The 22106-nt window shown below is 54.3% G+C and carries 18 protein-coding genes; 13 read left to right on the top strand and 5 right to left on the bottom strand.

What is annotated here, in order from left to right:
• Positions 1 to 4: 4 nt before the first annotated feature.
• The 9 genes from R6U41_RS01965 to R6U41_RS01925 all read left to right on the top strand — a co-directional run bounded on the left by R6U41_RS01965 (position 5) and on the right by R6U41_RS01925 (position 11623).
• On the top strand, positions 5 to 1093 hold the full coding sequence (locus R6U41_RS01965; protein ID WP_410268152.1) for a sulfurtransferase: 1089 nt from the start codon (positions 5 to 7) through the stop codon (positions 1091 to 1093).
• Between the two features lie 2 nt (positions 1094 to 1095).
• A complete protein-coding gene (locus R6U41_RS01960; protein ID WP_410268151.1) occupies positions 1096 to 1626 on the top strand; it encodes a YeeE/YedE thiosulfate transporter family protein in 531 nt (176 codons plus the stop codon).
• Positions 1623 to 2156 carry a YeeE/YedE thiosulfate transporter family protein gene (locus R6U41_RS01955; RefSeq protein ID WP_410268150.1) on the top strand — a complete coding sequence of 178 codons (534 nt, stop codon included), beginning with the start codon at positions 1623 to 1625 and terminating at the stop codon, positions 2154 to 2156. Before R6U41_RS01960 ends, R6U41_RS01955 begins: the two co-directional genes overlap by 4 nt.
• 1 nt (position 2157) lies before the next feature.
• Positions 2158 to 2775, top strand: coding sequence for a hypothetical protein (locus R6U41_RS01950; protein WP_410268149.1), 618 nt, complete (start codon positions 2158 to 2160; stop codon positions 2773 to 2775).
• Between the two features lie 170 nt (positions 2776 to 2945).
• Complete coding sequence (rbr, locus tag R6U41_RS01945) at positions 2946 to 3521, top strand: rubrerythrin (protein WP_410268148.1); 576 nt, start codon at positions 2946 to 2948, stop codon at positions 3519 to 3521.
• A gap of 231 nt (positions 3522 to 3752) precedes the next feature.
• Positions 3753 to 7352 (top strand): transporter substrate-binding domain-containing protein, encoded by a 3600-nt coding sequence (locus R6U41_RS01940; RefSeq protein WP_410268147.1) that lies wholly within the window; start codon positions 3753 to 3755, stop codon positions 7350 to 7352.
• A gap of 73 nt (positions 7353 to 7425) precedes the next feature.
• Positions 7426 to 7731 carry a ferritin family protein gene (locus tag R6U41_RS01935; RefSeq protein ID WP_410268146.1) on the top strand — a complete coding sequence of 102 codons (306 nt, stop codon included), beginning with the start codon at positions 7426 to 7428 and terminating at the stop codon, positions 7729 to 7731.
• Positions 7732 to 8000: 269 nt separating this feature from the next.
• Positions 8001 to 8354 carry a DUF5320 domain-containing protein gene (locus R6U41_RS01930; RefSeq protein WP_410268145.1) on the top strand — a complete coding sequence of 118 codons (354 nt, stop codon included), beginning with the start codon at positions 8001 to 8003 and terminating at the stop codon, positions 8352 to 8354.
• Positions 8355 to 8545: 191 nt separating this feature from the next.
• Positions 8546 to 11623 carry a PAS domain S-box protein gene (locus R6U41_RS01925; protein ID WP_410268144.1) on the top strand — a complete coding sequence of 1026 codons (3078 nt, stop codon included), beginning with the start codon at positions 8546 to 8548 and terminating at the stop codon, positions 11621 to 11623.
• On the opposite strand, the gene R6U41_RS01920 is transcribed toward R6U41_RS01925, so the two are convergent.
• Positions 11606 to 12409, bottom strand: a complete 804-nt coding sequence (locus tag R6U41_RS01920) for a response regulator (RefSeq protein WP_410268143.1) — start codon at positions 12407 to 12409, stop codon at positions 11606 to 11608. The two genes, R6U41_RS01925 and R6U41_RS01920, sit on opposite strands and share 18 nt — an antisense overlap.
• Before the next feature lie 297 nt (positions 12410 to 12706).
• Here R6U41_RS01920 and R6U41_RS01915 point away from each other — a divergent pair, with 297 nt between their 5' ends.
• A complete protein-coding gene (locus R6U41_RS01915; RefSeq protein WP_410268142.1) occupies positions 12707 to 13552 on the top strand; it encodes a DMT family transporter in 846 nt (281 codons plus the stop codon).
• A 163-nt stretch (positions 13553 to 13715) separates the two neighbouring features.
• On the top strand, positions 13716 to 16688 hold the full coding sequence (locus R6U41_RS01910; protein ID WP_410268141.1) for a transporter substrate-binding domain-containing protein: 2973 nt from the start codon (positions 13716 to 13718) through the stop codon (positions 16686 to 16688).
• A 146-nt stretch (positions 16689 to 16834) separates the two neighbouring features.
• On the opposite strand, the gene R6U41_RS01905 is transcribed toward R6U41_RS01910, so the two are convergent.
• The 4 genes from R6U41_RS01905 to R6U41_RS01890 form a co-directional block, all read right to left on the bottom strand.
• On the bottom strand, positions 16835 to 17902 hold the full coding sequence (locus R6U41_RS01905; RefSeq protein ID WP_410268140.1) for an NADH-dependent flavin oxidoreductase: 1068 nt from the start codon (positions 17900 to 17902) through the stop codon (positions 16835 to 16837).
• A 39-nt stretch (positions 17903 to 17941) separates the two neighbouring features.
• Entirely contained in the window at positions 17942 to 19120 is a 1179-nt protein-coding gene (locus R6U41_RS01900) for an FprA family A-type flavoprotein (protein ID WP_410268139.1), read from the bottom strand.
• A 410-nt stretch (positions 19121 to 19530) separates the two neighbouring features.
• Positions 19531 to 20718 (bottom strand): cation:proton antiporter, encoded by a 1188-nt coding sequence (locus tag R6U41_RS01895; RefSeq protein ID WP_410268138.1) that lies wholly within the window; start codon positions 20716 to 20718, stop codon positions 19531 to 19533.
• A gap of 8 nt (positions 20719 to 20726) precedes the next feature.
• The gene (locus R6U41_RS01890; RefSeq protein ID WP_410268137.1) at positions 20727 to 21209 is read right to left on the bottom strand and encodes a cation:proton antiporter regulatory subunit; all 483 of its coding nucleotides are present in this window, start codon (positions 21207 to 21209) and stop codon (positions 20727 to 20729) included.
• A gap of 122 nt (positions 21210 to 21331) precedes the next feature.
• Here R6U41_RS01890 and R6U41_RS01885 point away from each other — a divergent pair, with 122 nt between their 5' ends.
• Both R6U41_RS01885 and R6U41_RS01880 read left to right on the top strand, forming a co-directional pair.
• Complete coding sequence (locus R6U41_RS01885) at positions 21332 to 21391, top strand: ion channel (RefSeq protein WP_410268163.1); 60 nt, start codon at positions 21332 to 21334, stop codon at positions 21389 to 21391.
• A 95-nt stretch (positions 21392 to 21486) separates the two neighbouring features.
• The gene (locus tag R6U41_RS01880; RefSeq protein WP_410268136.1) at positions 21487 to 21864 is read left to right on the top strand and encodes a TrkA C-terminal domain-containing protein; all 378 of its coding nucleotides are present in this window, start codon (positions 21487 to 21489) and stop codon (positions 21862 to 21864) included.
• Positions 21865 to 22106 lie beyond the last annotated feature (242 nt).

Below are 22106 nucleotides of genomic sequence, written 5' to 3'. Positions count from 1 at the left end.
CAAAATGAAAGAACATTTCGCATTCAGGCATGTCATTATTGCCGTGATCCTGTTTTTGGGCGTGCTGTGGTCTTTTGGCTCCGCAGCCCAGGACAAGGCCGATTATCCCAACAAACAGTTTGTTGCCGATGCCCGCTGGGTCAGGGACCACATGGAAGACAAGGATGTGGTTGTCGTTGATGTCCGCAGGGACAAGTACTTTGACGACCGGGTGATCCCCGGGGCGATCCGGATGCCTTGGTCGGAATTTCGTTTCAACGACATTGGCAATAATCTTGGGTCCTTATTCAGGGGGGTGAAGCAGGCCCAGCAGATTCTGGGCCGCCACGGCATTGCCCCCACCGATACGGTGGTGCTCTATGACTCGGTGCAGCGCGACGGCGGGGCAACAGCCTCATACGTGTTCTGGATTCTGGATGTGATGGGCCATGAAAACAAGAAAATCCTTAAACGTGGCATTGACGCATGGATAGATGCCGGCTATGAGACCGCAGACCAGCCCCGGCAGGCCGAGCCCTTCACATACCAGGCCGCCTCTGAGCAGATTCGCAAGCATCTGCTGATTGACGCGGATTTCATTTACCGCCGCCTGGGAGATTTTTACTATCAGATCGTGGATGTGCGCTCCAGGGAGGAATACCTCGGAGAAATGGGCTCCAAAGGCGTTGACGGTACGCCCCTGAAGCTCGGTCATATCCCCACTGCGGTCAATGTCAATTATCAGGACGCATGGACCGATCCGGAAACCAAGGACATTAAATCCTATACAGAGCTGCAGAATTTGTACAAGGGACTGGATCCGGCCAAGGGCGTCATTGTTTACTGCGCCTCAGGAAGACGCAGTTCCTTTTCCTATTTCGTGCTCCGGCTCATGGGGTTTGAAAATGTTTACACCTATGAGGCATCCTGGGAGGAGTGGGGCCGGCCGGACCGGTTTCTTCCGGTGGAGACCGCGGAGAATGAACTGACCGGGGATTTTCTGCCGCAGCCGGCAAAAATGACCGGTTCGGTTCAAAGCGCCGGGGATGATCCGGCCGCGTCCAGGCCGAAAGGCGGTGAGGCCGCCGGCGGTTACGTATCCTGCGGAGGTTGATTATGGATAAAAATCAATTGTCACCGCAGTACTGGAAATGGGTTCCGGCAGCCTTTGCCCTGGCCGGCATCATTGTGTTTGTTTTTGCCACATTCGGCCCGCCGGCCTCGTCCTCCGGATTTGTGGCTGTATTAAAAGGGGCCATTGCGCCTGTTGCACCGGACTATGTGGAGGGCAAGGCCCATTACCGCATGTCAGCGGGCCCGGGGGCATGGGTTTTTGCGTTTGTGCTGGGCATGGCCATTGGCGGGTTTATCGCGGCCCGCACCTTTCCCGCACCCGTGCGCGACATTCCTGAAATATGGGAGAAGCGCTTCGGCAGCAGCCGGATTAAGCGGTATGCAGCCACTTTTGCCGGCGGGTTTGTGATCCTGTTTGCATCCCGGCTGACCGGGGGCTGCACCCTGGGGTTGTTTATTTCCGGCTCCACCCAGCTGGCTGTCAGCGGTTTGTATTTTGGTGTGCTGATTTTCGCCTTTGCCATGCTCACAGCCCGGATTGTTTACGGCAGGGCAGGAAAGGAGGGCCAATGAGTTCCCAGATATGGCTTGGCTTGCTTTCCGGCATTGCTTTTGGATTTGTGATCCAGCGGGTCGGGGCCACAAACCCGGAAAAGATGGCCCGGGCGCATTTGATGATCGAAGGCGGGATTCCCCGTTTCATGCTCCTTGCCGTGCTGCTGTCAGCCATCGGCCTGCTGGGGCTTGACGCCTCGGGCGTTGGCCGGACACTGATCATTCCCACGAGCCTGGTGGCCACCGGGATTGCGGGTTTGCTGTTTGGTATCGGCTGGGGGCTTTGCGGCTATTGCCCGGGCACCACCTGGGCCGCGGCCGGAGAGGGGCGGATGGACGCGGTGTTTGCCCTGCTCGGCGGGCTTGCCGGTACCGCCCTGTTTGCCCAGGTGCATGAGATTTTGATCCCGCTTCTGCATGCGCCCACCAACCTGGGCCAGATCACCCTGGCAGACTGGTTCGGCAGTGAGCTTGCGGCCGCGGCCGTTCTTGTGGCGGTTTTTGCCGCCAGCATCCTGGGCATTGGCATGCTCTGGGAAAGGGACTGAAATGACACGGTCTGTTAAAGGCCTTGCTTTTGCGACAGCCGCTGTCTGGCTCTGCCTGCTGGCAGCCGGCTGCGGACAGGCCGGGGACAATGCCGCGGACCTGGAGATCCCCCGGGGGTATATGGCAAAGATCCGGGTGGAGCATGGGGACCGGGTTTTTGGTTTCGGACCCTTTGTGGGTTATTATTTTCGGCCGGAAACGCCGGGGGATTTTACCCGGCTGCAGTTTGTCTGCTTTAACGAGCGCAGCTTTTATACCAAAGACCTTCCGGAAAACGCCAGGCTTTTTGAAGGCACGGCCGTACTGACCCGGCTGCCGGAATCCGATTTTGAGATACCCGCTTCCGGGCGGATCAACCCGGTGTATTTTTCAGAGGCCCCGGTACAATGGATAGAGAGCCGGCCGGCGCCAAAAGACGAATTCCTTCATTTTCATTCCTGCTATGACGCCCGGGGTGCGGTGCTCACCGGCTACTGGTTCCGGCATGCAGCCGCTGCTGAATTCACCTATGACATGGGCGGACGGGTGGGACCTGACAGCCCGCTTTACCACGAGGTTTTTCCGGGAATTGACCGCGGCTTTGCCAGAATCATTGAATTTGACCACGGCCCGGTGTAAAAACCGGGCAAAGATTTTGGGGTGAAAATTTTTGCATCCGCAGGATGGAAATGTTATCTTATACGTGTATGATAAAAAGCGTCGGCTTTGATGAATTGATGTGATAGATGTGATATAAGAAAAATGAAGTTTTTAACCAATTTGGCAGTAAAAAAAGGAGAAAAACACATATGGCAAGTTTGAAAGGAACCCGGACTGAAAAAAATCTGCTGACCGCATTTGCAGGCGAGTCCCAGGCCCGCAACCGCTACACCTATTTTGCCAAGCAGGCCAAAAAGGATGGATACGTTCAGATCGCAGATATTTTCGAGGAAACCGCCAACCAGGAAAAAGAGCATGCCAAGCGGCTTTTCAAGCTCCTGGAGGGCGGTGAGGTGGAAATCGCGGCGGCTTTTCCCGCAGGGGTGATCGGCACCACCCTGGAGAACCTGAAAGAAGCCGCAGGCGGTGAGAATTATGAATGGACCGACATGTATCCCGGCTTTGCCAAAACCGCCCGGGAGGAAGGCTTCGATGATATCGCAGACATTCTCGAATCCATTGCTGTTGCTGAAAAACAGCATGAAAAGCGCTACCTGGACCTGGCGGCCAACATTGAAGCCGGCCGCGTGTTTAAGCGCGATTCCGCCACCACCTGGCGCTGCCGCAATTGCGGATACCTCCACGAAGGTGCCGAGGCCGTGGAGGAGTGCCCGGCCTGCGCCCATCCCCAGGCCCATTTCGAACTTCTGGGCGAAAACTGGTAACTCATTGTAATAAATAAAAAGATGAAGGCGGATTTGTTTTAAAAAAATAAATCCGCCTTTTTTTTGAGGTTGAAGCGGAGTTGCGGCTGGGTTATGGTTTAGGAGACACATCATGACCAGGTTTTCCTTTAGACAGGGGCGCTTGCTGTGGGCATAATCAAAAAGGTACCGGCTGCTGTGGGGTTACAAATAAAGGTTGCGATCGTCTCCTGCCGCAGGACCCTGTTATGGATGCTGATTCTGTCCGCGGTTTTTCTGTTCATCCACCCGGTTTTCTGCCGGGCGCAAACCCCTGTTCTTTCCGCATCAGAGATTGATTACCCGCCATTTTGCTTTGTTGACGAGCAGGGCCGGGCAGACGGTTTTTCCGTTGAACTCATGCGCGCGGCCCTGTCTGCAATGGACCGGGACGTTGTTTTCCGCACCGGCGCCTGGCAGCAGGTCCGGGGCTGGCTGGAAGACGGCGAAGTTGCGGCCCTGCCTCTTGTGGGCCGCACTCCGGAGCGCGAAGAAATCTTTGATTTCACCTTCCCCTACATGTCGCTTCATGGCGCCATAGTCGTGCGCCGGGGCACCACCGGCATCTGGAAGCTTTCTGATCTGGAGGGCCGGCAGGTGGCGGTGATGAAGGGCGATAACGCTGAGGAATTTTTGCGGCGCAAAGACCGCGGCATTGACATCCGCACCACGACCACCTTTGAAGAGGCCCTTTACGGACTGTCCGAGGGCCAATACGATGCCGTTTTCATCCAGCGCCTGGTGGCCCTGCGTCTTTTGCAGGAAACCGGACTCACCAACCTCGAAATCGTCAACAAACCCGTGGAGGAATTTCGCCAGGATTTTTGTTTTGCCGTCAAAGAAGGCGATCGCAACACCCTGGCCCTGTTAAACGAGGGCCTGGCTTTGCTCATGGCAGACGGCACATACCGGCGCCTTCACGCAAAGTGGTTCGCCGCCATGCAGCTTCCCGGCCGCCAGCTTCTGGTGGGCGGGGATCACAATTATCCCCCCTACGAGTTTCTCGATGAAAACGGCCGGCCTGCGGGTTTCAACGTGGATCTGCTCCGGGCCGTGGCCCGGGAAGTGGGCCTGGATATCCATATCCAACTCGGTCCGTGGGAGGATATCCGGCGGGCCCTGAAAGCCGATGAAATCGATGTGATCCAGGGAATGTTTTATTCCCCGGAAAGAGACCGGGTTTTTGATTTCACGCCTCCCCATAAAGTGAATCATTATGTGGCCGTGGTGCGCAAAAACCAGGGGCCTGCACCGGTCTCGGTCGACGAACTGGAAGGCATGCGCATTGTTGTCCAGGGCGGCGATATCATGCACGATTTTGTTTTGGAAAACGGTTTAAAGGACCGGGTCTCCGTGGTGGATGCCCAGGAAGACGCCCTTCGCCAATTGGCCCAGGGCAGGCATGACTGCACCCTGGTGGCCAGAAGAACCGCCCTTTACTGGATGGAGAAATATGGCTGGGACAACCTGGAAGTGGGCCGGCATGCGTTTTTGTCTCCCGAATATTGCATGGCTGTGCAAAACGGCCATCAAGCCCTTTTGGCCGAGCTGGGCGAGGGGCTTGAGGCGGTTGAGGAAAGCGGGGAATACCGGCGCATTTATGAGAAATGGATGGGGGTTTATCCGGGTGAAGAACCGGGCCTGGTTCAGATTCTCCAATATTCGGCAATGGTGCTTGGCCCGCTTGTGTTTGTGCTGCTGGCCTCTGTGGCCTGGAGCTGGTCGCTTCGCCGGCAGGTGGCGCGCCGGACCGCAGAAATCCAGGAAAGTGAGCAGCATTTCCGCAACCTGGCGGATTCCGGATCCGCCCTGATCTGGACCGCGGATACGGACAAAAAGTGCGATTACTTCAATCGGGCCTGGCAGGAATTTACCGGACGGAGCCTGTCCCAGGAAAAGGGCGAGGGCTGGGTCCAGGGTGTGCACCCGGAGGACCGGGACCGGTGCATTGAGATATTTCGCAGGGCCTTTGACCGGCATGAGCGGTTTTCCATGATTTACCGCCTTCGGCGGTATGACGGACAATACCGCTGGATTCAGGATGACGGCAGTCCCAGATATGATTTCAACGGGCAGTTTATCGGCTATATCGGCCATTGCCTGGATATCACCGGTTTCAAGCGGGCCCAGGAGCGCATCGAGCATTTAAATAATGTTTTGCATGCGATTCGGGATGTCAACCAGCTCATTGTCCGCGAGCGCGACCCCGAAGCCCTGATCCGGGAGGCATGCCGACTTTTGGTGGACAACCGCGGTTATTCAAGCGTGGTTATCGTCTTAACCGAAGAGAGGGGTAGGCCGGTCTCCTGGGCCGAGGCCGGAAAGGGAGAGGATTTTTATCCCCTTCAGGAAAAGTTATCCCAGGGGGAGTTGCCGGAATGCTGCCGCCAAGCCGGGGCTGCCGGCCGGGTCGTGATGATCGAGGAACAGGACAAGATCTGCGTCCAGTGCCCCATTGTCGATCAATGCGTTGAACGCGACGTGATGTGCGTCCAACTGGTGCACGCAGACCGGGTGTTTGGTTACCTTGCCGTGGCCCTGTCTCACGGGTTCGGGCAGGACAGTGAGGAGCAAGGGCTTTTTGCGGAAATGGCCGATGATCTGGCCTATGCCCTGGCGGTGCTGGAGATGGATCAGCAGCGCCGGATTTCCGAGCAGCAGCGGCAATCCCTTGAAGAACAACTCCAGCAGGCCCAGAAAATGGAGTCCGTGGGCCGCCTGGCCGGCGGGGTGGCCCATGATTACAACAACATGTTAAGCGTGATCATCGGATACGCCGAACTGGCCCTGGACAAGGTCGATACAGCAGATCCCCTGCATGCGGATCTCACCGAGATCTTAAATGCCGCAAAACGCTCCAATGATATCACCCGTCAGCTGCTTGCCTTTGCCAGAAAGCAGACCATCAACCCGGCTTCACTGGATTTAAACGAAACCGTGGAAGGCATGTTAAAGATGCTGCACCGGCTCATTGGTGAAGACATTGATCTTTCATGGGTGCCCGGCCCCGGCCTGTGGCCGGTGAAAATGGATCCCACTCAGATCGATCAGATTCTGGCCAACCTGTGTGTCAATGCCAGGGATGCCATCGCCGGGGTGGGCCATATCACCATTGAGACCCATAACATAAGCATTGATGAGCATTACTGCCGGGATCACGCGGGTTTTTTGCCGGGCGAATACGTGCTGCTGGCTGTAAGCGACGACGGCACCGGTATGGACAGGCAGATGCTGGAAAATATTTTTGAGCCCTTTTTCACCACCAAGGAAGTCAGCAAGGGCACCGGACTGGGACTGGCCACAGTGTACGGAATCGTTAAGCAAAACAACGGGTTTATCAATGTTTACAGTGAACTGCAAGAAGGCACCACTTTCAGGATTTATTTGCCCCGGCATGCTGATGAGGCCAAAACCCTTGTGATGGACGGGTCCGGGGAAGTTCCCCGGGGCAGCGGCCAAACCGTTCTGCTGGTTGAAGACGAGCCCGGGATCATGAAAATGGGTCAAATCATGCTGCAGCGACTGGGTTATGAAGTGCTGGTCGCAGACTCTCCTGCCGGCGCACTGGCGCAGGCACGGGACCACGGCGGTCCGATCCATCTGCTGATTACCGACGTGGTCATGCCGGAAATGAACGGACGCCGTCTGGCAGAAGCTGTTGAGTCCATGTGCCCGGAGATAAAGGTGCTTTACATGTCCGGATACACAGCCGATGTGATCGCCAATCACGGCGTCCTCGACAAGGGCCTGCATTTTATTGAAAAGCCCTTTTCCATCCGGGAGCTTGCCGTAAAAATAGAGCACGTCTTGTAAAAAGGCAGAACGGATTTATTTTTTACGAAAAATGAAATGCAATTTTAACCTGCAGTCAAAAAGGAGGCACGCAATGCCGGAATTTAGCAATCCCTTCACGCTGTTGAAAAATGATCGAAAACTCACCGCCCAGGAGCTGATCCGCTCCATCCGCTTTATGATTGCGGCCGAATACGAAGCCATTCAGCTCTACCAGCAGACAGCGGAAAGCACGGACAACGAACTGGCCAAAAAAGTGCTGCTTGACATCGCAGATGAGGAAAAAGAGCATGCCGGTGAATTTCTGCGGCTTTTGCGGGAGCTGGACCCGGATGAGGAAAAATTTTACAAGGAAGGCTACGGCGAGGTCGAGGAGATGATCGCAGAGCTGAAAAAATAGCTGCTTTTAGCCGCTTATGTCCTTTTTTCCCAAATGGTATCAATTCTGCAATTGCCGCGAAAAAAAGAATTGCAGATGCGCAATACACAGAAAACTTCCTTTTTTCCTTCATTTGCAATAAAACCATTAAAAACAATATGTTGTATTTTTATAAAATCAGAAGAAAAGTTTGGCACGGTCGATGCTTATATACAATTGATAAATACACAACCCGGTCAGTCTCAAGCGGGCTGGCCGGCATCTGAAAAAATGAAAGGAGGTGTTTGATTATGCCAGCAGGAGATCGAACAGGTCCCATGGGAATGGGGTCAATGACCGGACGCGGTGCCGGATATTGCGGAGGTTTTGCTGCCCCTGGATTTGCCAATGCCGGTCCCGGCCGGGGTCCGGGTTCTGGATTCGGCCGGGGACGCGGCTTTGGCCGGCGTTTTTTCGGCGGCGGTTTTGGGTGGCGCAACCGGTTTTTCGCCACGGGTCTTCCGGCCCGCGTGCAGGGTGCGCCCTATGCCGCAGGAGATCCGGAAGCCGAAAAACAGGGCCTGAAGCAGCAAGCGGATGCTTTGCAATCCGAACTGGAGATGATCCGCAAGCGTTTGGATGAACTCACCGATACTTCGTCGTAAAATAGGTAACAGAGAAGGTTTAAACCGTGCAGGGGCACCCGGAAGCATCCGGATGCCCCTGTTTTGTTTGCCTTCAATTTATCCTTTGTCCTTGCCGGCAGGTGGGTTTTCGGTTTGCGAATCTTGCATTTACGGAATATATTAAGTGTTCAAGTAAAAATATATTGCCGGCAAAAACGGGGAAAACAATAGTGAGTCATCAAGCTTGCGCACTTGTGGCAGGGTATCCGGATCTGATGGCGCGTCTTGACGCGCAGCGGCGGTATACGTTTGTGAATGAAAAATATGCGCAGGTGACCGGGATTCCGGTGGATCAGCTGCTGGGCCGGAGGGCCGGGCAGGTAAAGTTTTCGAAAAAATGGTTTCGATCTGTTCAGGCAGCCATGGATGCTGCCGCGCAAAAAGGGCAGACGCAGAAGCTGGAGGTGAAATTTGCAAAGCAATGGTATGCCACCAGTATTGTTCCGGAATGCGACAGATCCGGAAATCTGATTTCCTATATGATTTTTGCCCACGACATCACCGAAATCAAGCAAACCCAGAACGCCCTCAAACAAAACCAAAAACAGCTTGGCGAAAGCGAAAGCCGATTCCGCAGCGTTCTTGAAAATTCTCTGGACGCCGCCTATCGCCGGGATATTCAATCCGACGCCTATGATTACGTGAGCCCTGTTATTGAACAGATCACCGGCTATTTGCCCGAAGAATTCAGAGCCATGGGCATCAGTGATTTTCTGGCCCGGATTCACCCGGACCACATTCAGGAGGTGGAGCGCAAACTTGAATTGATTCAGAGTTCTGAGTCTTCCTCCGGGCTTCTGGAATATGCGTTTAAGGCCAAAGACGGCGACTACAGATGGCTGGCCGATTATTTCCGGGTCATCCGGGATGAAAATGGCGGCCCGCTTTATCGTATCGGGGTGATGCGCGATATCACCGGGCGGAAAGAGACCGAGGAGATGATGCTCGCCTCTCTTCATACGGCTCAGCAGCGTGCCCTGGAGGCTGAATCCGAACGGCGCATCATTGAGGCGGTCATCAATAACGTGCCTGAGGGTTTTTTGCTGGTGGATGCCCGAAGCCGGCGCGTTTTGATGGTCAGCCGGCATCTGGCCGAATTTGCCGGAAAGGACCAGGAGGCGTTTAAAAATATCTCTCTTCAGCAATATGGCCGGTTTCTCAATGTTGCCCGTATGAACGGAGAACCCCTGGCCTTAGAACAGATGCCCATCTGGCGCTGTATTCAAAAAGGCGAGGTTGTTGTCAGTGAATATTACCGGCTGACCAACAACAAGGGGCAGACCGTCACGGTTTTGATCAATGCCGCGCCGGTGCGGGATGCAAATGGAGAGATCATCCGGGGCGTTGCCGCATGGCGCAACATCGAGCCCTTACAGCAGGCAGAAAACAAGCTGCGCAAATCCCGGGATGCGGCAACAGCGGCCAGGGAAAAGGCCGAGGAGCGGCGCCGGATTCTTGAGGCCATACTCATGAGCATACCCGAAGGCATTGCCGTGATTGAAGCCCCGGACGGCCGGTTGCGGCTTGTGAGCAATTATTATGAAAATTTTATCGGAATATCCAGGAAGGAACTCCACGCCACGAGCCTTGAAAAACGCATGCAGCATTATGCGGCATTGGAAAACGGCAGCAAAATGCCTGTTTCCCTTGAGCAAACCCCTCCCTGGCGGGCGCTGAAAAAAGGGGAGGTGGTCATGAACGAGGAATGGATGATGGCCCGGCCCGATGGCTCGCACTCCGTGGTTTCAATGATCGCCGCTCCTGTTTTGGATGACAGGGGGGAAATCACCCATGCTGTGACCAGTTTCCGGGATATTACAAAAAGCAAGGAAATGGAGGCAGCCCTTCGGCGCAGGGAGTTTGAGTTTCGCACCCTGGTGGAAAATTCCCCGGATATCATCGTGCGGGTGGACCCGCAGATTCGCTATCAATTTGTCAATGCCGCTTATGAGCGCATGACAGGGATTGCCGGGGAGCGATGCGTTGGCCGGACGTGCAGGGAGCTGGAAATGCCCGAGGCGTATTGCGCCCTTTTGGAAAAAGAGGCGGGCAAAGCCATCAGCTCCGGAAGGGAAATCAATACGGAGTTTGGCTTCCGGGGATTGTATGAGCAGCGGTATTTCTGGGGACGGCTGATTCCCGAGTTTGATCTTCACGGGCGGGTGCGCAGTGTGATGATGGTTGCCAGAGACATTACAGAGCGCAAAAAGGCAGAAGAGCATATCCGGTATGTGAGTTTTCACGACAGCATCACCGGCCTGTATAACCGCGCCTATTTTGAAGAAGAAATCAAGCGGCTGGATACCGGCCGGAGCCTTCCGGTGAGTTTTATCATCGGGGATTTAAACAATCTCAAGCTGGTTAATGACACATTTGGCCACGAGGAAGGCGACCGGCTTTTGCAGAACATTTCGGAAATATTGAGAAAAACCTGCAGAAACGAGGACGTGATTGCCCGGTGGGGGGGTGATGAATTTGCCGTCATTCTGCCGGCCACCTCCGCGGCCATTGCCGGCAGTATTTGCTCCCGGATCAAAAGGCAAGCCGAGTTAAGCAATGGAACAGCGGTTGCGCCGAGCATCGCACTGGGTTTTGCGGAAAAAAGCCGGGCAGCCGATAATATCTACATGGTCATCCGGCAGGCCGAAGAGCAGATGTATGAAAACAAGTTGGCCGAAAGCCGGAAAAATCAGGAGCTTGTCCTGTCCTCCCTGCTGCGCAGGCTGCGGGTTAAATGGCCGGACCTGGACCGTCATGTGGAGCGCACCTCTGAGCTGGCCCAAATGTTTGCAGAAAAGCTGGGTTTTTCAGACAGTCAGATGGAGGATCTGGCTTTGTTTATCCGGCTTCATGACATTGGCAAAGCAGTGGTGCCAGACGATCTTTTGTGTAAATGCGGGCACCTTACTCCCAGTGAATGGGAGCAGGTCAAACGCCATGCTGAAGCGGGCTATCGGATTACAAACACCTTTGGTGATACAGCCAGGATCGCTGAAGCCATTTTAAGCCAGCGGGAATGGTGGGACGGCAGCGGCTATCCCAGGGGGCTGAAGGGAAAGGAGATTCCCTATCTTTCAAGAGTGTTTTCAATTGTTGACACATTTGACACCATTACCCACCACCGGCCCTATGATCGGATCTTTACCCGGCAGGAAGCAGTGGAAGAGCTGCAGCGGCATGCGGGAAAACAGTTTGATCCCGACCTTACCGAGGCCTTTGTCGCCTTTGTGTCAGCAAGCGTTCATTGAATCGTTTCGGATGGTGCTCAGCAGCTCGTGCTTGTCACCGTTTTTTTTCAGGTACTGGCCGGCCCCGGCCTGCCTGATTTCTTCAGCCTGATCCGAGGCGTCAAACATGGACAGCCCGATGATCCGGATATGCGGCATTTCGGCTTTGATGATGCGTGTGGCTTCGATTCCACTCATCTCCGGCATGCTGATATCCATGAGGATCACATCCGGGTTGAGCTCCCTGGCCATTTCCACCGCTTCTTTTCCATCTCCAGCCTCGCCCGTGACGCTGATGTCATCGTAGTTGGACAAAAGCATGGAAAGCCCCTGGCGCATTACTTCATGGTCATCAACAAGCATGACTTCTATCCGGGAATCGGTTGGCCTTTCAATTGCTTTTTCTGCTGCGGTATGGACCGGTTCCGGCCGATCTCCATTTCCACGTGCAGCGTGGTGTTTGACCACCATGCAAACGGCTTTCAGATCGTTGACGTTGAGACTGTGCATAGACGCACGGCACAAAATTTTATCGCCGTTTCCGGGCTTAAAGTAAAACTCGCCTGAAACCTGCTCGTGACGATGGGCCTGGCCAAGCAGCGCCATCAGGCGTTCCTGTTCATTTTTTTCAACAATATCGGTTATTGGTGTGCCGATTGTTTGTTTGGATGCGCTATCGGCCAGGGCGGCAAACCTGCGGTTGCAATAAAGGATTTTGTGGTCTTTTGAGACAATAGCCAATCCTTCCGTGAATTCTGTTCTCTGCTGGAAAATTTCTGCTCCGCTGTCCATATTGGTTTCAGCCATTATCGGTTTGTCTGTTTAATTGGATGGGGATGCACTGTTTAGGGCAACTGCCGGACGCTTTTTTGTTGCTGGAAATGACTTTTTAAAAGTCAGGTCGAAATATTTTATTTCTTATTCAAAAATAAATACCAAACTTTCTGTTCCATGTAAATGCATTTTTTGCCTCGTTCCCGGACAGGGAAATGGCATAAATTTACGGGATATGTTATATATCCTCCGTGTATGGGTGCCAAAACCACAAAGAAATATGAAAATGGCCGGATCGGCAGAGTTCCGCCCCGCTTCAAAGGCCTTTTAATGACCCTGGCAGGGGCGTTTTGTTTTTCCCTCGTGCCCATCTGGGTGCGCGCCATAGATGCCTATTCGCCCCTGAGCATCGTGTTTTACAGGGCGGTCATCGGTGTTGTCCCGCTTTTTTTATGGATTGCCCGCACCCCGGAGGGCCGGCGGGATGTGTCTTTGCAGCAGCTTGATGCCAAACACCGCTGGGTTCTTCTGGCAGTGGGCCTTTCCATGTGCGGAACGGCCATCACTTATTACCTGGCCATCTTAAACACATCCGTGGCCAAGGCGGTTTTGCTTCATTACACGGCACCGATCTATGTGGCCATTTTCAGCCCCCTTATTTTAAAGGAAAAAAACACACCCCTGACCTGGCTTGCCGTGGCCGCGGGATTTTTGGGAACAGCCTTGATTGTAGATCCCGCAGCGCTGTTTCACAGCGATTCAGGTGAACTGCTGGGCATTGTTAGCGGGCTTTTTTCCGGGTTGTTTCTGTCAGGGGTGTTTTTGTTCGGCCGTTTTCTGGCCGGTCGTTTGCCCTCCCGGGTTCGTACCCTGTGGGGCAGCGTGATCGTGGTGCTGATACTTTTTCCTTTTGGTGTTCAGGTCCCGGGGGAACACTTCTGGCACAACCTGCCGTTTCTGATCATGCTGGGAACCGTTTCCCTGGCCCTTCCGTATACGCTTTTTTTTAAGGGGCAAAATTACATTTCCGCCCAGGCCGCCTCGGTGACCGCTTTGTTTGAACCGGTATGCGGCATTGGGATCGGTTTTTTGTTTTTTGCGGAACAGCTAACGCTTACGGGATTTATCGGCGCGGGCATTGTGTTGTTGAGTATCTATATTGCGAGCCGGCGATAGGGGCGGGCTGCCGAAGGTCTGCGCCGGTGATCCTCAGCTTTACATATCATTTTAATTTTGTTATAAATTTTTAGAGTCCAACCGGGCATTGGTTTTATTGATAAAGCCGGGGCGTTTGCGGATCGCCGGGATCAGGTGCCCCGTACCCCTGACTGGAAACAAGATGAAAGGTTTCTACAAACCGCCTGTTTTTATCTTTTTGTTGATTTGCCTTCCGGCTGTATTTTTCGCGGCACAGGGATCTTTTGCCGAAGATGGCCCGGCCGGCCGGACGGGTCTGCTGCCTTCGGCTGTCTCTGTTTCCCCGAAAATTGAACTCAGCGCTGAAGAAAGGGCCTTTCTTGAAAACCATCCGGTGATCCGGGTGGGAAACGAGGATGACTGGCCGCCTTTTGACTTCAGCGAGCACGGCCGCCCCAAGGGTTATGCCATTGAACACCTGGAGCTTCTGGGCCGGCGGCTGGGCCTATCCTTTCAATATGTCAACGGCTATAGCTGGTTTGAGTTGCTGGGCCTGTTGAAGCAGGGCAAAATCGATCTTCTGCCGTGCCTGTGGATATCCGAGAGCCGGAAGCGGTTTATGCGCTTTACCGGATCCTACCTGGAACTGCCCTATGTGATTGTTGCGGCAAAGGAAAACGCAGGTAAATTTCAGACAGTAGAGAATCTCAGCGGCAAAACCGTTGCAGCCGCCCGGGGTTATAAGCAGGAAGAGGTGCTGCTCTCCGCTTATCCGGAAATTGACGTATTTCAGGTTCAAAATGCCCAGGAGGGGCTTGAGGCGGTTGTATACGGCGAGGCTGACGCCTACATCGGGTACCTTGGGTCCGTGGCCTATCTAATGGCCACGCGTTTTCTGGGCAGTCTGCAGATATGCGGCGAGACCAGGGGCCCTGAACTGGGTCCCCAGGGGCTCCACATGGCCGTTCGCCCGGAGATGGATTTGCTTGCAGGAATTCTCGAAAAAGCCATGGAAACGGTAACAGACCGGGAAAAAGTGGAACTTGCGGAAAAATGGATTTCCGTGGAACAGACCCGGGTTCCGGACCTGACTGTGGCGGAAAAGGTTTTTTTGCGCAAAAATCCCGTGCTCCGGGTGGACAACCTCCAGAACTGGCCGCCGTTTAATTTTAACGACAGGGGCCGGCCCAGGGGGTTTTGCATTGATTACATGGAGCTTTTGGCAGGCAAGCTCGGCGTTGAAGTTGAGTATGTCACCCGCCAGGGCTGGAACGATATCATGGAAATGCTTCAAAGCGGTGACATTGACTGCCTCTGCGATGTGGTGCCAACTCCTGACCGGAAAAAATACATTGAGTTTACCGATTCTTATTTGACCATTTTTTCCGGTATCGTGGTGCGCCAGGGAAAGGAGAGGTTCACGCGCTTAAGGGATCTGGCCGGCCGGAAGGTGGCTGTGCCGGAAGGGTTTTATTACCAGGAGTTGCTCAACAAGCATTATCCCGACCTTGAGATTGTTGCCCAAAAGGACTCTCTGGCCTGCCTCAAGGCGGTTTCCTCCGGAGAGGTGGATGCGGCCCTGGCAGAGAAGCCGGTTTTTGATCATCTGATCCGGCAGCATTTTCTAACGGATCTCAAAAGCGTTCCGGTCATGGACAGCCGATGGTTTGAAAACACGCCGGTGTCCATCGGGGTAAGCAAGGACCGCGCCATACTTGGCGGTATACTGCAAAAGGCCATGGATAGGGTGACCCAGGATGAGCTGACCCGGCTCTACCGCCGGTGGCTGGACCGGGAGCAGACCGAGTGGGGCGGGCTCAGGGTCATGCTTTCCCAGCAGGAGCGCCAGTGGCTGGAAGAAAAGGGGGAAATCCGCATCTGCGGCCGGCCCTCCTGGCTTCCCTTTGAAGAAATCGATAAAAACGGGGTTCACAGGGGAATTTCAGCTGATATCATGGCCCTGCTGGAGGAAAGAATCGGCGTGCCCATCCGCTTTGTACCCACAAAAAGCTGGGAGCAGAGCATTGAGGCCCTGGAAAGCGACCGCTGTGACCTGCTTTCCGCAGTGTCGAAAAGCCGCCGGGAAAAGGGTTCCTTTGTCGTGTCCAAACCGTATATCGAATCTGTCAACGTGATGGTGGCAAGAGACGGACAGCCTTATATTCCGGATCTCCACGCCCTGGAAGGCCGAAAAGTCGGAATTGTGCAGGACAACCCGGTGGCGGACTATTTGCGGGATCAGTATCCCGGCATCCGGCTTCGTTTTTATCCGGACCTGAAAGGGGTTTTACGGGCAGTGGCCAAAGATGAGGCCGAAATTGCCCTGGGAAGCCTGCACCGGGTCAGCTATATCCTGCACGAACTCGGGCTTTATGATTTAAAAATCGCCGGGCAGACCCCGTACAAGGAACAACTGGGCCTGGGCATTGCCGGAGACAACCAGGTCCTTGCATCCATCATGGACAAGGCCCTGGAGTCGGTCTCCGGACGGGAGGTGAGCCGGATTACCCGCAAATGGCTTTCGATCCGCTATGACAAGGGATTTGACACGCTGCTGCTGTTTCAGATTCTGGGGGTTGTGGCTGTGCTCATGAGTCTGTTTGCTTTCTGGAACAGAAAACTGGCCCGCTTAAACCGGGATCTGGGCATTGCCCATCAGGCGCTGGCCGTTAAAAGCCGGGAACTGGAAAGGCTTTCGGTCACAGATGCCCTGACCGGCATTTTCAACAGGCTCAAAACCGAAGATCTCCTGCTGGGCGAAATCCGGCGTATCCGGAGAACACGCCAGCCGTTTTCCGTTATTATGCTGGACGTGGATCACTTCAAGCAAATCAATGATTCGTACGGACATCAGACCGGAGACCATGTATTAAAGCAGATCACCGGTCTGTTGCATGCCAATATCCGACAGGCCGACAGCATCGGCCGGTGGGGCGGGGAGGAATTTTTGGTCCTCTGCCCGGACACATCAATTAAAGGGGCCGTGATTTTGGCCCAGCATCTGCGCAATTCGGTTGCCGGGCAACAGTTTTCCGCGGCCGGACGGGTGACCTGCAGTTTCGGCGTGGCCGAATATCATCCGGGAGAAGGCATCACCCAACTTTTGCGCAGGGTGGACAGGGCCATGTACCTGGCCAAGCAGCGCGGCCGAAACCGGGTGGAAGTTTTGGAATAAGCCGATTTTGGCAGCCGGCAGCAGCCGGAGGATGTCACGGCTGAAAAAGAAATTCCGGACGGAGCGCCACCTCCCTGACTTCGGCAAACTGCAGGGCGGTTTTTTCATATCCGGTCCACTTCAGACAAACCTTTTTATGCCCTTGTTTACGGCAGCGGCTCGTCGGTGTAGGCCACATTGGATTCCTGCGGGGTGCGGGGTTCAAGCGGCCTGTTGTTGGCAATGTCATCGACCCAGTTGGCATTGAGCAGCAGGGATTTGCCGGATAAAATAATGTCTGCGTCCTGCAGGGCCTGGTCGGCTGTTTTGCGGTCATAGATCCCGCCGCAGATCATAAGTGGCTTGCCGGTTTTCTGCCGTGTGAGCTGTGCCATGTTTTGATCCGTGTCAAACGCCGGGTCGCTGAAATTCAGTGTGGAGACTGAAATGGCATCCACAGGCTCTTTGTCCAGGAAACCGATGGTTTCCAGCCACTGGTCCTTTTCAAACAATGACACCTTCATGTCCACAACACCCCAGTTGGATATCCGGAATGTCAAAAGCCGGTCTTCGGGCATGGCCTCGCGCACTGCACGGATAATCTGCCGGGCCAGCCGGAATCGGTTTTCAACTGAGCCGCCGTAGGCGTCTGTGCGCTTGTTGGAATAGGCGGATAAAAACGAATTGATCAGATAACCGTGGGCCCCGTGGACCTCAACACCGTCAAAACCGGCCTCCATCGCACCCCTTGCTGTTTCGGCAAATCCGCGGATCACATGATCAATGTCAAATTGGCTCATTTCATCGGGCACCGGAAAAGGCTGTCCGGTCAGGGGGTTTTCCTGTTCGGGGGCTATCGGACTCGGGGCGATGACCCGGCCGGCGGGATTGATTTCCGGCCAGGCCACCCGGCCGCAGTGAAACATCTGCATGATCGCTGTGCTGCCGGATTCCTGGATGGCCCGGACCACCGGCTTCCAGGCTTCGATCTGGCGCTGTGTGACCATCCGGGACTGCCGGGGATAGCCCTGGGCGCTTTCGTAGTCTGTGAGCACGGCTTCGGTGAAAACAAGGCCCACGTCGTTTTGCGCCCGGCGCACCAGAAAGTGGAGCACATCCTGGCGCGGCACACTGTCTTTGGGAGAAGATGTACGCGTCATGGGCGCCACACCGATACGGTTTTTCAAATGCACGTTTTTGATCCGGAATCCGGAAAACAAATCTTTTTCTGCCATGATGCGCTCCTTTGTCTTTTTTCGCCCGCCGGTGTGGATTCAGGTCAGATCCAGGTCTTTGTGCTTTTTGGCAATGGCTGCGGCCATATCATCGAGTGCTTTGAAATCGCTTTCCGAGGCAAGGCCCTTGCACAAAACCGGATCAATGATCTCCACTTTGAGGTTGCCGGTCATGGACGCAAGGGTTTCCACGGTTTTGCCGCCCCAGCCGTAGGAGCCGATAATGGAAAGAAATTTGGCCTTTGGCCGCAGGGCATTGGCCAGAAATGCGGCGTATGCGGCCATGGGGTGCGGGCCGGCCAGGACCGTGGGCGTGCCCACCACAATGGTGGCCGCATCCACCAGGGACATGGCCAGCTTGCCGATATCGGTCACTGGCAGGTTAAACAGCTCCACGCGCACACCCTGGTCTGTGAGGGCCGAGGCCAAGTGATCCACCATTTGCCGGGTGCTGCCGTGCATGGATACAAAGGGCAGCACCACCAGGTTTTTGGGCGCGCCGTTGACCCACTGGTCATAGGCATCCATGATCCAGCCGGGCTGGTCGTAGATCTGGCCGTGGCTGGGGGCGATCATGTCAATGTCATAGGGCTTGAGTTTTTCGAGGTTTTTGGCGATGACTTTGCCAAACGGCATCATGATTTCGGCAAAATAGCGCTTGGCAGCCTCGTATACCCGTCCCGGGTCGGTGACGAATAGATCGGATGTGGCAATGTGGGAGCCGAAAAAATCACAGCTGAACAATATGCGGTCTTCCTCCAGGTAGGTGACCATGGTTTCGGGCCAGTGCACCCAGGGAGTGTGGATGAATTTTACGGTTTTATCCCCCAGAGACAAAACATCGCCGTCTTCCGCAGGGGAAAAAACGTCTTCGTCAAGCCGGAGCAGGTCCATGAGCATGCCTTTGGCCTTGGGAGTGACCACCACCTTTGCCCCGGGAAATTTTTCCAGCACCCGGCTGATGGTGCCGGAATGGTCCTGCTCGGCATGATGGGAGATAATGTAGTCAATTTTTTCAACCCCCCGGAGCTGATCCATGAGTGTATCTTCCATGGGCGGATCCACTGTGTCCAAAAGCGCGGTCTTCTCGCTGCCCTTGATGAGATAGGCATTGTAGCTCGTGCCATCGGGCAGGGGGATCAGGGAGTCAAACAGCCGCCGGTCCCAGTCAATTGCGCCCAGCCAGTAAATTTTTTCCTTGATCTGTCTTTTTTCCATGACAGCTCTCCTGTGTTTTGTCCGGGCCGTGTGTATCTTGCCGGAAATGGGTTGAAATGAAAATCATGAAATGGCTTTTAAATTCATAAATATAGCTTTGCCTGCGGCAAAGGTCAAATTCGGGCGCATCAGGCCGGTTATCTCCAGCGAGATAACCTATGCATGGAGATTTTCGTCTTGACTTGTGCCTGAACGAAAACCAGATTTTCGTTCAGGAAATCCGAAATCCGAAGCTCGAAATCCGAAACAATGACCAAAACCCTAAATGCATCAATGACAGAAACATCCTGTTTTAAGCTGTTGGTTTTTATCATTTGAACATTCGATATTCGTATTTGTTTCGGATTTCGATATTCGGCTTTTGGCTGAACAGGGTTTTCGTTCAGCCACTAAATGGCAGATCCTGTTAATCATTCTGTTGCTTCATCTTTGGGAGCAGACAAAGAAGCCTGTTTTTCCTTCCGGCGCCTGTCATACCACCTGGCGATGGCCGGGGCCCGGCCAAAGAGATAAACGCCGATAAACGCAGTGATTACAATGTAGATTCCACTGAAAACCCGCAGCTGGGCCGGAGCCATGCTGGCGATGATGGCTGAAAACTCCCCTCTTTGCACCATGGAAAATCCGGCCCGCACAGAAGCTTTGGGCGAGAGTCCGAACATGCGGCTTCCGGCAAATGCCGTAAGGATCTTGCCGACAATGGCCCAGGCCGCCATTGCCACCATCATGGGCACATACGAAATCCCTTCGCCCAGATAAATGGTTGTTCCAAACCAGAAAAAGAAAAACGGCAGTGTCAGATCCCGCACCGGCAGCGTCAGGTGTTCGAGTTCCGGGGAGCGTCCGGTTTCCGAAAGCATTACCCCGGCCAGAAATGCCCCGAGAATTTCCGAAAGTCCAAGGGATATGGCCAGGCCGGCATACGCAAGGGCCACGCCCACGGCCAGAAGCGGCATAAAATCATGCTGGATATACTTGGAGACAAACTGGTTGAGCCGGGCAAACCCGTAATGGCCCATGACAATGGCGCCAATGATCAGCAGCAGGATTTTTGAAACCAGTATGCCCATAAACGCAGGCGAAAGCGATTCGCCCGCATTGATGCCGGCAATAAACGATACCAGCAGCGGCGCCACCAGGTCTTCAAAAATCAGCAGGGCCAGGATGAACTCGGCTTCCGGGTTGGCCAGCCGCTTTTTTTCCTCCAGCATCTTGGCTGAGATGGAAGAACTTGTGGCATAGGCCATGGACCCGATGATAAAAGCAGAAATAAAGCTCAGGCCAAAGACCATGGCAATGAGCATGGCCCCGCCCATGTTTAACCCCACATCCAGCAGTCCGGCCGGCCAGATTTTTTTTGAAATACTGACCATCCGGGCAAGGGGAAATTCCAGGCCCAGGATAAAAAACAAAAGCACGATGCCGATTTCCGCCACCGTGTGGATGGCCTTGATATCGTGGAAAAAAGACGATACCGCCACGCCCAGGATGATGTAGAGCAAAACCGAAGGCAGCCGGAATTTCTGTGAAGTGAAGCTGACCAGGAAAAACGTACACAGAATCAGCCCGGCAAACAGAAGAAAAGGGATGGTTTCCACGATTTGTCCTATAATTTGCACAGGTTGTCGAGATTCTTGGTCTGCTCCCGGTTGCCGATGACCATGAGCACGTCTCCGGGCAGGATCACCTCGTTGACATCCGGGCTGCCGATCATTGTTTCACCGCGCTGGATGCCGATAATCGTGGTTCCGGTCCGGGATCGGATCTGGCTGTCAATGATCTTCTGGTTGGCAATGCAGCTGTCGGGCTCCACGCGAAGCCATTCCAGACGCACTGTTTTTAAAAACAGTTCCACCCGGTCATCGGCAACCGGCTGATAATCCACGCCCAGGAGGATTGTGCCCAGCTGACGGGCTTCTTCATCCGTGAGACTAAGGGTGAAATCCGGGTCATCCTCCTCGTCTTTGTCAAAATGGTAGATTTCCCGGCTGCCGTTGTGGTGTAAAATCACGGTCACCTGCTCGTCATTAACGGTCTTGAAGGAATAGCGTTTTCCGATTCCCGGCAGTTCAGTGGTTTTGATCTGCATGAATCTGTTCTCCATTGGGGTTTTTGTTATTGTTCTTTCAATAGCATACTGTTTCACATGCTGATGCTTTTGAGGGCCGCCAGTATTCCTGGATAACCGGATTTTACTGGACTCTGACCACGATGTCCACCCTTGGATTCGGCGATATTACCTTCCACAGTGATGCGGGAAGACTTTTTTAAGTGGTGGTGCTGCTCAGCGGCATTGTTTTTCTGCTGGTCATGCTGCCGTTTACCTTATTTATCTGACCATCTACTGTCGCCGGCTCCGGCCGGGTGTGCAGATCATCAGCCGGGTCAGCCTGGACCGGAATATCAACACCCTGCACCGGGCCGGGGCCAATCTGGTGCTGTCCTACAGTTCCCTGGTGACCGCCACCATCATGAACCTGCTTCATCCCCAGCAGATGCTCATACTTTCAGAGGGACTCAACGTGTTTCGGGTCACGGTGACCCGAAAACTTGAAAACAAGCCTTTGATGAAACTGCAGATCCGAGAACAGACCGGCTGCAGCGTGGTGGCGGTGAAAAAACACGATGAACTGGTCATCAACCCCGAGCCTGACATTGTTGTCCGCCATGGGGATGAACTGGTTCTGATCGGCTCTGCGGAATCAGAAAAACGCTTTACGGAAAAATTCCCGGCAGCCGTCTGAAAATCCAACCGTTCTTCTTCTAACTTCAAAAAAGTTGCTGTTCGTGCCGGGTTGTATATTTTTCCCATGATGCCGGCCCGGGGGCGCTTTCCTCCCTGCTGGCCGCTTGCGCGCACAATGCGACTCGCAAACCACCCCCGGGCCGGCATCATGCCCGACTGTGTGCAAAGTTTCACACCAAGGGGATACAGGGCAACACATCTAAGTAACGTCAAAAAAAGTTGCTGTTATAGCTCGATCCC

The sequence above is a fragment of the Desulfosalsimonas sp. genome, assembly GCF_046483245.1.
Taxonomy (GTDB): Bacteria; Desulfobacterota; Desulfobacteria; order Desulfobacterales; family Desulfosalsimonadaceae; genus Desulfosalsimonas.
This window is presented reverse-complemented; position numbering and strand designations above follow the sequence as displayed.